Here is a 15468-nt window from a genome sequence, read left to right as displayed (position 1 = left end):
ATGCACGAATGATTCACTTATTTCCAAATTAAATACCACGTTCCTGCATACGATCATACGCGGAAAGTGTGGATATCTCAATGCCTTTCATGGGTGCTCCCAGATTACGGGATATCCTCGCAATCAAGCCGTAATCCGAATAATGTGTGGTCGCTTCGACAATCGCGCGAGCAAATTTCTCAGGATGCTCGGATTTAAATATCCCTGATCCAACAAATACGCCATCCGCGCCCAAAACCATCATTAAAGCTGCATCTGCCGGAGTAGCCACACCTCCTGCTGCAAAATTGACAACCGGTAATTTGCCTGTGGTTTTTATCTCCAACAGCAATTCATATGGTGCACCAAGATGCTTAGCCTCTACCATTAATTCATCCTTGTTCATTCCTTGAACCTTGCGAATTTGCCCTAACAGCATGCGAATATGGCGAACCGCCTCAACAATATTGCCTGTACCCGGTTCTCCCTTCGTCCGTATCATCGATGCCCCTTCGCCGATGCGGCGTAAAGCTTCGCCTAAATCTCTTGCCCCACAAACGAACGGCACTTTAAAATCCTGCTTATCGATATGATAAACATCATCGGCTGGCGTCAAAACTTCGCTTTCATCGATATAGTCAACTCCCAAGGATTCAAGTACCCTTGCTTCTACATAATGGCCTATACGCGCTTTCGCCATCACCGGTATCGTCACAGCCTTCATCACCTGTTCGACTATCAGCGGATCTGCCATCCGAGCTACGCCTCCGGCAGCCCGAATATCAGCAGGCACTCTTTCCAAAGCCATGACTGCCGTAGCACCCGCAGCTTCGGCAATTCGAGCCTGCTCAGCATTCATCACGTCCATGATGACGCCGCCTTTTTGCATTTCTGCCATTCCTCTTTTAACTCGTTCTGTTCCTGTTGCCAACTTACATTCCCCCTGCTTAGATAGTTTTTAATCACCAATATTCCGAAATGAACCTCTAGGCGCCTCATCGAATGTGTGAGTTTGCTCCCGATTCCACGCTTGGGCCTTGGCTTCCATGGCATCAAGCAATTGAGTTAAGATCTCATTGGATTGTTCCAGCCATTGGCTCCGACCCAACATTTCTGCGGGTTGCTGCACATAGGTTCCTTGTTCCAAATCCGTTTTGCAATGCTCGATAATTCTCTGAATACTCGTATCGCTGAACTCCAAGTGAAATTGCAATCCAACAACATGATCCCCGTAAACAAATGCCTGATTGATGCATCCTGGGCTTGAAGCTATTCTCGAGGCTTCGGACGGCAGATGAAACGTATCTCCATGCCAGTGAAAGGGAACAAAGTCTCTCGGAAAATTCTTGAAATACTCTGATTGGGCGGCGTCATTCGTTAAATGGACTGGAAACCAGCCTATTTCCTTTTTATCGTTTTTGTAAACCTCTCCCCCGATGACCTCAGCAATCAATTGGGCACCTAAACAAATGCCAAGCACCAATGTTCGCGATTGAATAGCTTCCTTGATTAATTGCTTTTCCGTAGCCAACCAAGGAAACTCCTTTTCATCCTTAACACCCATGGGACCACCTAAAACAACGAGCATGTCCACATCCGATAAAGAAGGAAACGGATCATTTTCAAATAGCCGTTGACTCGTTACTTCATGACCTTTGTCTTGCGCCCAGACCGCAATCATCTCCGGTGTTTCAAAAGGAACATGCTGTACATAATGAATTCTCACTTTCCTCACCCTTCCAATTCAATTAAGCATTCGTTATACTGTATCATTATGATGATAATGATTGAATTTACCTATGATTGTCGCAGATGAACCTCATCAAGGAGGAAGCCAAATGGAACTCAAGCAATTGGAATACTTTATGGCCGTATGCCGGGAGCTGCATTTTACTCGAGCGGCCGAAAAACTTGGTATTTCTCAACCTTCCCTAAGCCAACAGATTCGCTTGCTGGAACATGAAATGGGAACACCATTATTTGACCGGATTGGCAAACGCACCGTCATTACAGAAGCAGGCAAAACGCTGCTGCATCATGGGTATAATGTGTTTCATGAAATAGCCCAAGCCCGTACAGCCATCAGTGAATTGCAAGGTTTACAAAGAGGGTCACTGAAGATTGGCGCGCTTTTAACCGTAGTGAATTATTTACTTCCGCCAGCTGTCATATCTTTTCATCACAATTATCCGAAGGTGGAGCTGTCCATCCTAGGATTACGAACCGGGGATATCTATAATGGGCTGTTGCAAAATGAGCTTGATTTGGGCATTGTCATGCTGCCTGTGGTACATGAAGATTTGGAAGCGATCCCCCTCTGCGAGCAAAATCTGGCCTTCGCCGCACCTGTTGATCATCCTATTGCCAATCAACCCTTCGTAACCCTGCATGTGCTAAAAGAATACCCCAGTGTGCTGCTGCCAAATACGTATCAACTGCGACAGCTTATCAATGATGAATGTCGCGAATTGGCATTTGCGCCAAAGCCAGCCTTGGAGATGACAACGATGGAATCGATTGTCAATATGGTTTCAAAAGGGGTCGGAATCACCATTCTGCCAAAACCATATCTTGATTATATGGACCATCAACAGGTCCGAACCATCCCTATCGATCAACCAGCATTAAAGACGCATATGGGTATCGTATATCGCAAAAACAAACATATGTGCGCGGCAAGTCGTGTATTCATGGAGCAATTGATTGAAACAGTTACTACGAGCTCTTGAAAAAAGTTTGCGTTTGCAGCAACGCCTCTATCAAACGGTCTACATCATTTTCCGTGTTGTACAAATAAAAACTGGCTCGCGCCGTTGCGGACACTTCAAAATGTCTCATCAACGGTTGGCAGCAATGATGGCCTGCCCGGATGGCTATTCCGAATGTATCCAGAACCGTCGCCACATCATGGGGATGAATCAGGTCTATCGTAAAGGTGATCAAGCCCAACCGTTCGCACTCAGGTCCGATAATGGTGATCCCGTCGATCTCATTCATTTGTTGCAAGGCATATTGCGTCAAATAGCGATCATGCGCTTCGATTTGTTCCAGCCCTATTTCCTCCAGAAAATCGATGGCCGTTCCTAGTCCAATTGCTCCGGCTATGTTAGGTGTTCCTGCTTCGAACTTCCATGGAAGCTCTCTCCAAGAGGATTCATATAATCCGACATCATCAATCATTTCGCCGCCGAATTCAATCGGATGCATTTGTTCAAGATGATCTTTTTTGCCATATAGAGCACCAATCCCCGTGGGTCCGCACATTTTATGCCCCGAAAACACATAGAAATCACAGTCTAAATCCTGTACATCCACTCGGATATGAGGCGCACTTTGCGCACCATCAACAACTAGCACTGCTCCGTGCTTATGAGCAATTGCGGCAATTTCCTTTACTGGATTGACCGTGCCCAGAACGTTGGATACATGCGACATCGAAACGACTTTGGTGCGACTAGTGATCGCTTTCTCCACATCCTGAATTGCTAAAGTTCCATCTGACTGTAAGGGAATATAGGTTAACGAAGCTCCCGTAGCTTGAGCCACTTGCTGCCAGGGAAGCAAATTGCTGTGATGTTCCATCGCCGAAATGACAATTTCATCCCCAATTCCGCAAACCGCTTGCCCATAACCGCTGGCTATCAGATTTAGTCCAGATGTTGTTCCGCGAGTAAAGATAATTTCCTGTACCGATGAAGCCTGAAGAAATCGGGCGACTTTGTATCGCGCTTTTTCATAGGCGTCTGTTGCTCTTGATCCTAAAGTGTGTATCCCCCGGTGGACATTGGCATTATCCCATTCATAATAGTGTTGGATGGCTTCAATCACTTGCAATGGCTTCTGAGTTGTTGCCGCGTTATCCAAGTAAACGAGGGGATTTCCGTTAATTTGTTGGTTGAAGATTGGGAAAATAGACCGCAATTCATTCAATGATATAGACATTTGCTTTCCCTCCTTACTTTTCGTTCTCATAAAGAGGAAACCTTGAAGTGAGTTCCTTCACTCTATCTGTTAAATGCTTGTTGGAAGCCGCAAGCGTCGGATTTTTCAAAGCAAGTGCAATAAAATGGGCGATTTCTTTCATTTCATTTTCCCCCATCCCTCTAGTCGTTGCTGCCGGCGTCCCAAGACGGATTCCGCTAGTCACAGTTGGACTTGCTGTATCGAACGGGATCGCATTTTTATTTACGGTTATTCCGATAGAATCTAGAACATGTTGTGCCTCTAGACCGGTTACCCCCAAGTTACGCAGATCCAATAGCATGAGATGATTATCCGTACCACCTGAAACGACATTCAATCCTTCTGTTTGCAGAGCCTCAGCCAGCATTTTGGCATTTCGCAGAACACGGCTGATGTAATCTTGGAATGCGGGCTCTGCCGCTTCTTGGAAAGCTACCGCTTTGGCTGCTATCGTGTGCATGAACGGGCCGCCTTGTGTGGTCGGAAAGACGGCTCTATCAATCGCTTGAGCCCATGAATTTCGGCATAAAATGACGCCGCCTCTTGGCCCGCGAAGTGTTTTATGCGTCGTCGTGGTCACGAAATGCGCATAAGGCACCGGATTGGGATGCAGTCCTGCTGCCACAATCCCGGCAATATGAGCCATATCCACAAGGAACAATGCCCCTGTTTCTTCAGCAATTTGTGCAAATGGCTCGAATTCAATCGTTCTAGAATAGGCGCTCGCGCCTGCCACGATCATTCTCGGTTTATGCTTGTGGGCAAGTTTCCGCAATTCATCAAAATCAAGACGAAATGTTTGCGGATCCACCCCATATGGAATGAAATTGTACATGCGGCCTGATACATTCACTGGGCTTCCGTGTGTCAAATGACCGCCATGCGAGAGATTCATGCCCAGAATCGTATCATTAGGCTTAACCGCAGCAAAGTATACGGACATATTCGCCTGCGCTCCTGAATGGGGCTGCACATTGGCATGTTCAGCGCCAAATAGATCCTTGACTCGCTGCCTCGCCGTTTCCTCCACGATATCTACGGCTTCGCAACCCCCATAATATCTTTTTCCTGGATAGCCTTCTGCATATTTATTGGTAAGTACCGTACCCATAGTTTCCAGAACGGCCCCACTCACAAAATTTTCGGATGCAATCAGTTCTATTTTGTCCCGTTGACGTCTTAGTTCTTCGTGTATCGCTTGTGCGATAGCTGGGTCTTGCTTCATCAAATGATTCATGCAGTTTGCCTCCAACGTTATGTTTTTGATTAATGACTACATTAAGACAAGATGACATATAGTTCAATTCAATTATTTGTATGATAATGATCACGTTTGCCTATGATTAATCACAAAAAGAGCAGATACGTCAGAACATATTCTGACGTATCTGCTCAATTCTAGGCAAATCAGGTGATAGGCCCAGCTTATTTGGCGAAAAAATTACTTTCGTGTACGAGATCCGCAATCTTAAATGAATCGAGGATGTGTGTCTTTTCTCTGCCATCAGGTTGATCGCCTACTAGAGTCCCATCGTTAAGAATGGTGAAATTCCGCTTTGTATTAACCAGATTTTTCCCCATGGCGGTACCGCTGAACTGATGTGTGTCCACCCCCATCAGATACGCAAGTGTTGGCAAGGTATCCACCTGGCCGCCGACTTGATCGATGGTCTCTCCTTGCAAGCCTTTTTGATATACAAGAAAGGGCAGCTTCAAAGTTGGCGCTCTCCACTCCTCGTTTTCAATAGCAGCAATCGCATTAATTTGATCTTGGTAATATTTATGGACACCTGTATGGTCCCCGTAGATAGCGATCACGGATTGTTCAAGAAGTCCAGACTTGTCTAATTTGTCCAAGAAAGCACCGATCTGCTTATCTGCATAATGCACAGCCTGAAAATAAGCCCCCATCGTTGTCTGGTTAAATTCTGGCGAGAGACGAAGTTCTTGTTTCTTCTCTGGAATATGAAACGGGCCATGAGAGGACAGCGTTACAAAATGCATTAGAAACGGCTGCTTTTGATCCTTGATTTTATCACTCAATTGCCGTAAGTACGATTCATCTGAAAAACCAATGCCTACTTGTTCATCCACATTGAATTGGCTTAAATCCCAGATCTTTCGATACCCAATGCTATGGTGGGCTTCAACCCAATTCCAGTTCCCGGCTGGTTCCGGATGCGAAGAGATCGTCTGGTAGCCCATTCCCTCCAGTAATTTGGGTAACGTGTTGTAGACGTTCGTTGGATACCGATAGAAATTGGAGCCCTCCCGCAAAGGGAACACAGAAGTCGTAGTCAGCAAATCGCTGTCTGAGCTGGTGCCATTGTTCACTTGTTCATAAAAGTTAGTAAACTGCAGGCTGCTGCCCAGGAGCCGATTCAGATTAGGCGTAATTTCTTGACCCCCCACTTGCTCATTCAGAACGAATGCTTCCAGTGATTCCACTTGGATGATAATCAAATTTTTTCCGCGAAACTTTCCTTTATATGCGTTATCTGGCAGATTTTCGTCCTGCTGCGAGAACCAAGCTTGAACATCCGCCCGTTCCTGTGGCGCCAAGGCATGTTCTTTGTTGTCGCCGAACAACCGCAGACCATCATACAGATGGTACCCGATTGGTGACATGTTCGACATGGTTTGGAACGGCACCCAACACATTCTCACAAACATCATTTGACCATTGGTTGTGTCTTTAATGTCAATTCGGTAATGATCGTAAGAGACCACCGATACAGCCGCTGCCATGACTAGGGCAGCAAGCACAGGATGTCGATGCGAACTTTGCCTCGTGGTACCCAATTTCCTGTTCTTACGCACTAGCATGACGCAAACGATTAAGATTAGATCGATCAGAAACCAGAAATCAAACAGCCGGATGAAGCCCCCAAGATTTAAAGCAAGCGGATTAAAACCTGCGGGATGTTCAAGAAAACGAAGGGAAAGAAATGCGGCATACGCTCGGTAATAAATTAGATCACAAAAGAGCACCAAGCTGATGATCACATTTAACACAATCAAATATAATCGTCGAACCTTACTTTTGAAAAACAAACCAATCGCCACAAAAAATACGATGATCATAAGGTGTGAGAAAATAGGCGGCACCGTATAAAACATGTGGCCAATATCAACACCCGCAACACCCGGTGCATGCAAGGCTGCTAGCAGCAAAAGCGATTTAAGCAGAATCGCCAGAAACGTGTAATACAGGAACTTGCCGTTTTTCAGAGCCAGTCTTAAAGAATTTGCAGGACGTATGCGAAATGCTTGCCGTAACTGCGATGCTAATGGAAACACTGATCTTTCACCTCTTCATCTTTGAACGAAAACCGATTTTTCCATTTTAACATAAGTTGCTCGCATTCGTTAAACATAGAAAAAACGCAAGCAACCCATGTTCGGTTGTTTGCGTCTGGTTTCTTAATGAATAGCGGCTAATCTCTGATGCAGCTCTTCTATTTTTACAGGCTTGCCGCCATTCAAACGTGATTCCTCTGCGGCAAAAGCCATCAGATGGCTTCGCACAGAAACGGATGCCGATGATTCGCTTTCTCCGCCCGCATAAGATCTAACTTCGCGAAGGAAGCTGCGCATAATTCCCGCATCCCCGCCATTATGCCCTTCATGGGATGCCTCAACACGCACTGTCGTCTTCTCATTGGTAATAAAGTCATGAATGGTAAATTCATGCTCTTCCATATTTCCGCGGATATCGCCTTTCGTCCCCATGATCTGAAGAATACGCGTATTGTCACGCGTAAATCCACACATGCTGAACATCGCTGTAGCTCCACTCGCAAACGCCATATTCACTACTTGATGATCCACCACGTTATTGTTGCTGCGATACACACATTTGCCATACGGTGTTGTGCCTAAAGCTTCAATAATACCTTCAAGACTCGTATCCGTCGTGAATTTCCCGGCCCATCCACGCCCTGTGCCCAAATAATACTTGGGCGCGTAGTATTGGCAAGTGGCTTCTGCCGGACACCCATCCAAACAGCGTTCTGGCGCCCCGGCTGGCGCGTTCTCCGCTGTAAAATGCATCAGAGATCCAAACGAACTGACGACCTCGCAGGGCTCATCCATGATATAAGAAAGAATGTCCATATCATGACATGATTTGGCTAGAATCATGGGGCTGGAGGTATCTGAATTGCTCCAATTACCACGAACAAAGCTATGTGCCATGTGCATATTGCCGACATTTTCATTCAATTGAATGTTGACAATTTGACCAATTTTCCCATCCTCAATCACTCTTTTCATCGCCGTCCAGAACGCTGTATAACGAAGCACATGGCAAATCGTAAGCAAACGATTATGCTTCTTAGCCATAAGCTCCATCTCTACGCATTCTTCCGGACTTGGCGACATAGGTTTCTCCAATAGGACATGATAGCCTAATGCGAGGGCTTGCAGTGTTGGATGGTAATGCATCTGATCTTGTGTGCAAATTATGGCGATATCAGCAAGCTTAGGTTGTGCCAGCAGTTGTTCCCAATCTGAAAAGGCATGCTCAGCCGCGATCTGATGAGCAGCGGTGAACGCTGCGCGCCGCTCTTCATCAGGCTCAGCAACCGCAATAATATCGAGCTCATGCGGATAATTCAGCGCATAAGGTGCATAGGATTGCGCTCCGCGGTTTCCCGCCCCAAGCAGGATAGCCGTAACTTTTTGCATGTTAAATTCCCCCTGAAGACTACGTATGTAGATATCTTATCTGTTCGTAAATAAACTTCTTCAAGACTTGCTTCCAGTGAAAGCAATTCCTTGGATAAACGATCGTTGAAAAACGAAAAAGATCACGATCATCGGTAAAATGGCCATCATGGAGCCAGCCATTATGATGGTATAGTTCGTTTTGTGTTCCCCTTCCAGGAAGGCAATCCCCGCGGAAAGAACCATTTTATCAGGCGAGCTGTTCACAATGAGAGGCCACATCAAATCATTCCAGGACCATAGCATTGTGAAAATGGCCAGGGCAATCATCCCCGATTTGGCCAGCGGCAGCATGATTTGCCAGTAAATCCGGAATTGGTTGCAACCATCCAGCTTCGCTGCCTCCTCAAGTTCATGCGGGAGCGTCATGAAGAATTGACGCAGTAAGAAAGTACCGAATGCACTGAATAAGCCAGGCACAATTAGCGCTGTAAGAGAATTAAGCCAGCCCATATCTTTCATAATCATATATTGCGGGATCAAGAATACTTGGCCAGGCACCATGAGTACCGAAAGCATAAGGATGAAGAAGAAATGACGTCCTGGAAAGGAAATACGTGCAAACGCATAAGCGGCTAAGGAACAAATAATCAATTGTCCAACTACTTTAACAACCGTCGTAATCAATGTATTCCAGTAGAAAGTAAAGAATGGCAAGTTCACAAAAACTTTCGCATAATTATCCCAACGGAAAGATTTCGGAAAAAAAACAGGCGGTATTGCCGTCGACTCACCCAACGTTTTGACCGATGTAAGAAACATCCATATAAAAGGAGTGACCATGATCACTGCACCTAAGACAAGAATAAGATGGACGAACCCGATCTGAAGTGATTTTTGGCGGTAGGATTTGGTATTCATACACTCAACCTCCTCATTCGTAGTGAACCCATTTCTTCTGAATTTTCATTTGAATATACGTGATGATCATAATGATCCCGAACAACAGCACAGCGATGGAGGATGCATATCCTTTGCTATTTTTCAAGAATCCGTATTTGTAGTACAAGAAAACAACCGATTGTGTTGACTCCATAACAATATCGCCAACCATCATATAGATGAAGTCGAATACCTGAAAAGCGCCAATTAAAGAGGTTACCATGACGAAAAATATCGTCGGCGTTAACAAAGGCAGCGTAATTCGTGTGAATTTAGTGAATGCCCCTGCCCCATCAATCGATGCGGCTTCATAATAGGAAACCGATATGCCTTGCAGCCCTGAAAGAAAGATAATCATGTGACTTCCGATGGAACTCCAAATCGCCACAATAATAATGGAGAGCAAAGCCGTTCGATTGTCGGTTAACCAATGCGGTCCCGGAATGGATAAACGTCCAAGCACATAATTAATCAGTCCGAAATCGGAATTATACAGCCATTTCCAAACCATCGCGACAGCCGCAGGCATCGTCACAACAGGTAAGAAATACAAGGTGCGATACACCGACAACCCCTTTACCTTCTGATTTAGAAGGACCGCAAGAAATATCGATAAGATAATGCCAATCGGCACAGCCGTAATGATATAAATACTTGTATTTCGAAAGGCATAGAGTAGATCCCGATCCGTTAGCAGCCGCTTATAGTTGGAAAGTCCTGACCAGGTGTACTTACCGAAAGAGCCCCAGTCCGTAAACGAGAAATAAAAGGTTTGAAACACGGGCCAAATATAAAAGAATAGCAAACCCAGCATTAAAGGTGTGATCATGATGTACGCCCACATCCAATCGGAGCGGCGTTTTGAGCTGATTCGCATGAGTATTCACGCTCCCATAATGAATTAGGGAGGGAGATTCGTTAGAAAATCACGAATCTCCGCACCGAAAACTTATTTCTCTGCAGCTAACGCTTGATTCATTTTGGCTCCGAGCTCTTTGGCTGCATCAGCAACTGGCTTCTCACCTGTCCAGGCATTTTTCAAAATTTCTGTTTCATACGTCGTCCAAACGGAAGTATTTTTCGAGACCGGATAAGGTGTTGCATATTCCGTCATATCAATAAAAGCTTTCGCGTGATACTGCGGGAATGCAGCTAACCAAGCCGCTTCACTGCCTTTGAACGCTGGGATAGCTCCGCCTTGCTTGGCAGCGATTTCTGCTGCTTCTTTGGAGCCAAGGAATTTGACGAATTCCCACGCTTCTTTGGGGTGCTTGGAATTTGCCGAAATGACATGACTCAAACCGTGGATCACAACCCCTTGTTTCTTCCCTTTTGGCAGCGGTGCCACATCAGCATTGTTTTTCATCTCGGCATTTTGAATAATTGTGAAAGCAGCCCAAGATCCATCGAAGTACATGGCTAGCTTGCCGGATGTAAATAAGTCCGCTGGCGCAGTTTCTGTCATTTGAGCCAGTGTTGGCGATACTTTATGCACCTGAATGAGGTCAGTCAAAAATTTCAGGCCTTCGATCGCTTCTGGTTGGTCAAAGCCGGATTTTTTGTGATCGTCAGAAATAATGTTTCCGCCTGCTTGAAGAATCGTATTATAGTAGTCCTCTTGATTCATCATCGGTGCAGCAAATCCATAGATACCCTTGGAGCTATCGGTTAATTTCTTGGCCGCTTCCGTCAATTTAGCCCAATCCCATGTGCCGTCCGGATACGGAATGCCTTTTTCATCAAACAACTTCTTGTTGTACCACAATCCAATGGTGTCATAATCCTTAGGAATTCCGTAGTTTTTCCCACCAAGACTATATAAGGAAATGAGTGAAGTTGGATAATTTTTGAGATCGACCTGATCCTTCTTGATGTTATCGGACAAATCTTTCAACATGTTATTCTCAGCGTATTTAATGAAATTCGGACCGTTCATCCAGAGCACGTCCGGCATAGTCCCGCCTTGTGCGGCCGTTTCTAATTTGGTGAAATATTGTTTGTACGGTGTGTTCTCTGCCTTGACTTCAATGTTCGGATGGCTCGCATTAAATGCTTTGATCACGTCCGTCATCGTGTCCAAGCTCCAACCGCCATAAGAAATGGTTACTTTCTCACCGGATGCTGCAGCCGTTTCTTTCGCACTGCTGGTAGGCGAGTCCGTTGAACTCGAACTTCCGCAAGCACTTACAACAACCATAGTGGACATAAGCATTGAAATCGCAACTACTTTTTTCGCATTTTTAACCATTTCGCGATCACCCTTTTTCGTTTTTTGTGAGAGAACTTGGTCCATACTTCACATCGTTGTCAAATTGTTACGGCCGGAAAGCAAGACTCACCCCCTTTATAGAATCGAATTTATATTGGCGCCAAATTATGGATAACGTTATCCAGAGATCCAAAAAAAAATTAATTGCGGTCAAATACCGACGATTGTCTCACCATTAATTTATGTGGAAGCAGTACTTTCGACAATAGGGGCTGCTCTCCTCTTAGCATATCCAGCAGTGTTGCTGCCGCTGTCATACCTATCTCTACTTTAGGCACATGTACGGAAGATAGAGGCGGTGTTGTATATTGGGCAAATTCAATGTTGTCCATCGAAATGAAAGCGATATCATTTGGAATTAGCAAATTGTTCTCAATGATGGCACGCATGGCTGGGATAGCCAACTGGTCGCTTGCTGAGAAGAACGCCGTTGGACGCTCAAGTGATGGCTGCTTCAATTGCTCCATAACACGTTCATAACTAAGATCGATGCCCCATCTTGTGTCTATGATCCATTCTTTCTGTAACGGAATTCCCGCATCATACATTGCAAATTTAAACCCTTGGAATCTCTCTTCGCTATTGAGTTCACCAGTATGCCCTGGACCTCCGATAAAACCGATGGACCGATGTCCTTGTGCAATCAGATGGTCAACAGCTGATTTAGCTGCATGAATACGATCATAATCAACCATCGTAATTTCAGTCCCATTGGTACAAATCCCAATCAAGGCCAGATCTTCTGTCTTTTGCAAATAATCAAGGATGGCCGGACCTACTTCTCCAACAATAATAATCCCATCCACTTGAATCTCGTGAATGCATCGATGCAGGAGCGCATCATCAGCAAGTTCATCCGACGTATGTATGAATGCTAAAGAATAACCGGATTCCAATATTTTCTTATTAAATGACGTAATAATGGGTGAGTAATAGGGATGATCATCATTCAACCGGGCCGTCTGAATAATGCAGCCGATTTGTTTGGTCATCTTTTTCTCAGCCTTCTGTTTGTTGACCAGATGACGAGCTGACTCGTTAGGCGTATAATCCAGTTGACGAACAGCTTCCCACACCTTGGCTTTGGTCTCCGCATTAATGTGCCTGCTGGTATCGTTTCTGATCACACGAGAGGCTGTTGAAATCGAGACGCCCACTAATTCAGCGACATCTTTAAGTGTAGGCATGACATACAGCTCCTTTGGCTTCTTACATGTTTCCATCTATGTTGCCCAAACGTTATCCAAGAAAGTTAAGTTTAAGTAAATATTAGTTCATCCCTCTCAATCAGTCAATACAATGTTATAAAAAGCAAATAAAAAGACAGCTCGTTAGAGTCTGTCTTCGTCCCTATCAGCTAGATTTCACTTTCTGTTTCTTCAAACTTATGTCCGCAAGTCGAACAGAACTTGGTGTCAGTCGCCACGACTTTACCGCAAACACATTCTTTTTCATTGCGAACTTCACTTATTTTATGTTCGAGCAAAGAGATCTCCTGCTTGATCACATCGATCCCGACACATAGATCAGCTCTGCGTTCTTCAGACTGCGCTGCATCTCCAGCAACATAAGCCGCATAGACCGATTCGCCAATAAGATGATAGGTTCTCTCGATTTCTTTCTCTTTCGCTGAAATTTGCGTTTTCAACTTCGTTATCTCTACCGTTTGCTGCGCTTTTTTCGCAGCATCTGACGCTCCTTGTTTCACCTTATCAAAAAAAGACATTTGTCCATCTCTCCCTTTTTATAAATGGTACTAAGGCATCATATGCTTTGTTAGAGCAAAGTAATACCCATTAACATTGGATCAATTTCTCCTCTTGAATTCATTAAATACGCTGAACCGCAAGGGAATTTTCTATGAATTCAACTTGCAGCTCAGGAAAAGATGAGCGCAATTGGTTAACAACTGTTTGCATGCCAGCCTCTTCACTTTTCTGATGACCCGTTATGATCAGCGCCTTGGCAAGCCCCATATCCACAGCATCTCTCACGTATTCATTCGTCTCCCATTCACTCGTTTCACCAACAATCAACAGATCAATATCTCTGCTTCCCAAGAACTGAATATGGGATCTACCGCCAGATGCGCCAGGCAACAATCCCATATTGCTCACTGGCTGCTCCAGATCACCAACCACCAACATATGTTCAATGCCTAGTTTGCTTTTGAGATGAGCAACGATCGAGCGTACAGAATACTTTTCTCCATCTGGAAGACGGAGCATATTCCTATCTGCCGGGTCCGCCAAGGCTTCCCATTCCAGTGCCTTAAGCATGCCGATGAGGATGCCATCGGGCTCGTAGCTGTGCACGTAATCGTGCAGCCGGAAAATCGCCACACCGGATTCTTCGATAAACTTCCTCTTCTGTTCATAGACCAAGTCACCAGCTAACCAATTACCTTCATCCATATGGTTATAGTAGGTAGGCTCATGGGTAATGATAAGATCAGCCCCTAACTCAACCGCTTCTTTAATTGAAGCGTACGTTGTCATGAACATAACGGCAATTTTGCGAACTTGCGCATCCGAACGTCCGCTTTTCAGCGTGTCAACTGTTGATGGAAGTAGCCCAACAGGTTCGATGAGATGATCCAGAATCGTCTGTACAGTAATTGTCACAAGAATGGCCTCCTTCATTAAGTTGCAGCAGTCGTGCATGCTGGCCTTTTCTGACTATACAGTAATGATAGCAATAGTCCTTTCCCTTGTAAATGCTTCCATTTCTTTTCGTATGCCAGCAGACATAACAGGAAGCTCATTCCACAAAGATATCTTTCGTGAAGCGAATCCACTCTCTCGCTGCCAAAGAAAGATAGCCTTCTTTTCTCCAAACCATCATCAGCTGCCAAGGTATGCTTGGATTTAACAATGGAATTGCCTTCACCTTCTCTGGATTGAGCAATTGACAGATCGTATCCGGCAGCATAGCGATACCGAGTTCTGCGCCAACCATCTCTCCGATAAAATCCCATTGCGAGCTCTCATAGACGATCTGCGCTTCGAAGCCCACCAAACGGCATGCAGTAATAATGCGATCATGCAGCGTAAAATCACTATTAAACAAGATGAACTTCTCGTTCTTCAGTTCAATAAGTTCAATTTGCTGTTGACTGGCAAGCTTGTGTGTGAGGGGCACAATGACCTTTAATTCGTCCTTAACGAGCAAAAAAGACTCAAATAATTCCTCCTGAATGGGCGAAAGCACAACCCCTACGTCAATACTTCCATCTTCAACGAATCCTTGAATTTTATTAGCCCCGTCTTCAATCATTTTAATCGCAATACCCTCATATTGCTTTTGAAATTTCTTGATCACACTTGGAAAAAAGTTGGCACCTGCCATTGGTGGCAGCCCGATACGTATGCTTCCTTTATTCAAATAAGTCAGATCCTTGAGTTCACCTTGCAGTTGATCGAATAAGTGAAGAATTGGCACTGCGTAATGGCTGATCGCTTGGCCAGCATCCGTCAGTTTCACTTGCTTCCCATCCCGGGTGAATAATTCTACATTCAGTTCAGCCTCCAAATTTTTGATCGCTTTACTGATCGTCGGCTGTGTAATATGCAGCGCTTGCGCGGCCTTCGTAAAACTATTTAAACGAACAATTTCATGTACATATTGCAAATGACGTATATCCAGAA

Annotated in this window: 14 protein-coding genes; 1 reads left to right on the top strand and 13 read right to left on the bottom strand. The window is 44.9% G+C overall.

Translation table 11 applies throughout. From position 1 onward, the window contains the following. Positions 1–28 precede the first annotated feature (28 nt). Together pdxS and LOZ80_RS10305 are read right to left on the bottom strand one after the other, a co-directional pair. A complete protein-coding gene (gene pdxS / locus LOZ80_RS10310; protein WP_283214751.1) occupies positions 29–910 on the bottom strand; it encodes a pyridoxal 5'-phosphate synthase lyase subunit PdxS in 882 nt (293 codons plus the stop codon). 27 nt (positions 911–937) lie between these two features. Further along, the gene (locus tag LOZ80_RS10305; protein ID WP_238171346.1) at positions 938–1705 is read right to left on the bottom strand and encodes a type 1 glutamine amidotransferase; all 768 of its coding nucleotides are present in this window, start codon (positions 1703–1705) and stop codon (positions 938–940) included. 112 nt (positions 1706–1817) lie between these two features. On the opposite strand from LOZ80_RS10305, the gene LOZ80_RS10300 reads away from it, so the two are divergent. Further along, positions 1818–2708, top strand: a complete 891-nt coding sequence (locus tag LOZ80_RS10300; RefSeq protein ID WP_238171345.1) for a LysR family transcriptional regulator — start codon at positions 1818–1820, stop codon at positions 2706–2708. Here the strand turns inward: LOZ80_RS10300 and LOZ80_RS10295 are convergent. The 11 genes from LOZ80_RS10295 to LOZ80_RS10245 form a co-directional block, all read right to left on the bottom strand. Further along, a complete protein-coding gene (locus tag LOZ80_RS10295) occupies positions 2695–3921 on the bottom strand; it encodes a cysteine desulfurase (RefSeq protein ID WP_283214750.1) in 1227 nt (408 codons plus the stop codon). The genes LOZ80_RS10300 and LOZ80_RS10295 overlap by 14 nt on opposite strands. Positions 3922–3934: 13 nt before the next feature. Continuing rightward, positions 3935–5179 (bottom strand): serine hydroxymethyltransferase, encoded by a 1245-nt coding sequence (gene glyA, locus LOZ80_RS10290; RefSeq protein ID WP_238171344.1) that lies wholly within the window; start codon positions 5177–5179, stop codon positions 3935–3937. Between the two features lie 188 nt (positions 5180–5367). Next, entirely contained in the window at positions 5368–7242 is a 1875-nt protein-coding gene (locus tag LOZ80_RS10285) for an LTA synthase family protein (protein ID WP_238171343.1), read from the bottom strand. 123 nt (positions 7243–7365) lie between these two features. Continuing rightward, positions 7366–8631: a Gfo/Idh/MocA family protein gene (locus LOZ80_RS10280; protein WP_238171342.1), complete on the bottom strand. Its 1266-nt coding sequence runs from the start codon at positions 8629–8631 to the stop codon at positions 7366–7368. A gap of 60 nt (positions 8632–8691) precedes the next feature. Next, complete coding sequence (locus tag LOZ80_RS10275) at positions 8692–9531, bottom strand: carbohydrate ABC transporter permease (RefSeq protein WP_238171341.1); 840 nt, start codon at positions 9529–9531, stop codon at positions 8692–8694. A gap of 13 nt (positions 9532–9544) precedes the next feature. Beyond that, a complete protein-coding gene (locus LOZ80_RS10270; protein ID WP_238171340.1) occupies positions 9545–10429 on the bottom strand; it encodes a carbohydrate ABC transporter permease in 885 nt (294 codons plus the stop codon). A gap of 72 nt (positions 10430–10501) precedes the next feature. After that, on the bottom strand, positions 10502–11800 hold the full coding sequence (locus LOZ80_RS10265; protein WP_238171339.1) for an ABC transporter substrate-binding protein: 1299 nt from the start codon (positions 11798–11800) through the stop codon (positions 10502–10504). Between the two features lie 161 nt (positions 11801–11961). Further along, entirely contained in the window at positions 11962–13008 is a 1047-nt protein-coding gene (locus LOZ80_RS10260) for a LacI family DNA-binding transcriptional regulator (RefSeq protein ID WP_238171338.1), read from the bottom strand. A gap of 170 nt (positions 13009–13178) precedes the next feature. Next, entirely contained in the window at positions 13179–13547 is a 369-nt protein-coding gene (locus LOZ80_RS10255; protein WP_238171337.1) for a hypothetical protein, read from the bottom strand. Between the two features lie 103 nt (positions 13548–13650). Continuing rightward, entirely contained in the window at positions 13651–14445 is a 795-nt protein-coding gene (locus LOZ80_RS10250; protein WP_238171336.1) for a Nif3-like dinuclear metal center hexameric protein, read from the bottom strand. Positions 14446–14581: 136 nt separating this feature from the next. Continuing rightward, a complete protein-coding gene (locus LOZ80_RS10245; protein WP_238172944.1) occupies positions 14582–15466 on the bottom strand; it encodes a LysR family transcriptional regulator in 885 nt (294 codons plus the stop codon). Positions 15467–15468: the final 2 nt, after the last annotated feature.

This window comes from Paenibacillus sp. HWE-109 (genome assembly GCF_022163125.1).
In the GTDB taxonomy this organism is placed as follows: Bacteria; Bacillota; Bacilli; order Paenibacillales; family NBRC-103111; genus Paenibacillus_E.
Note: the sequence above shows the minus strand (reverse complement) of the source record. Positions and strands in the feature narration are given on the sequence as shown.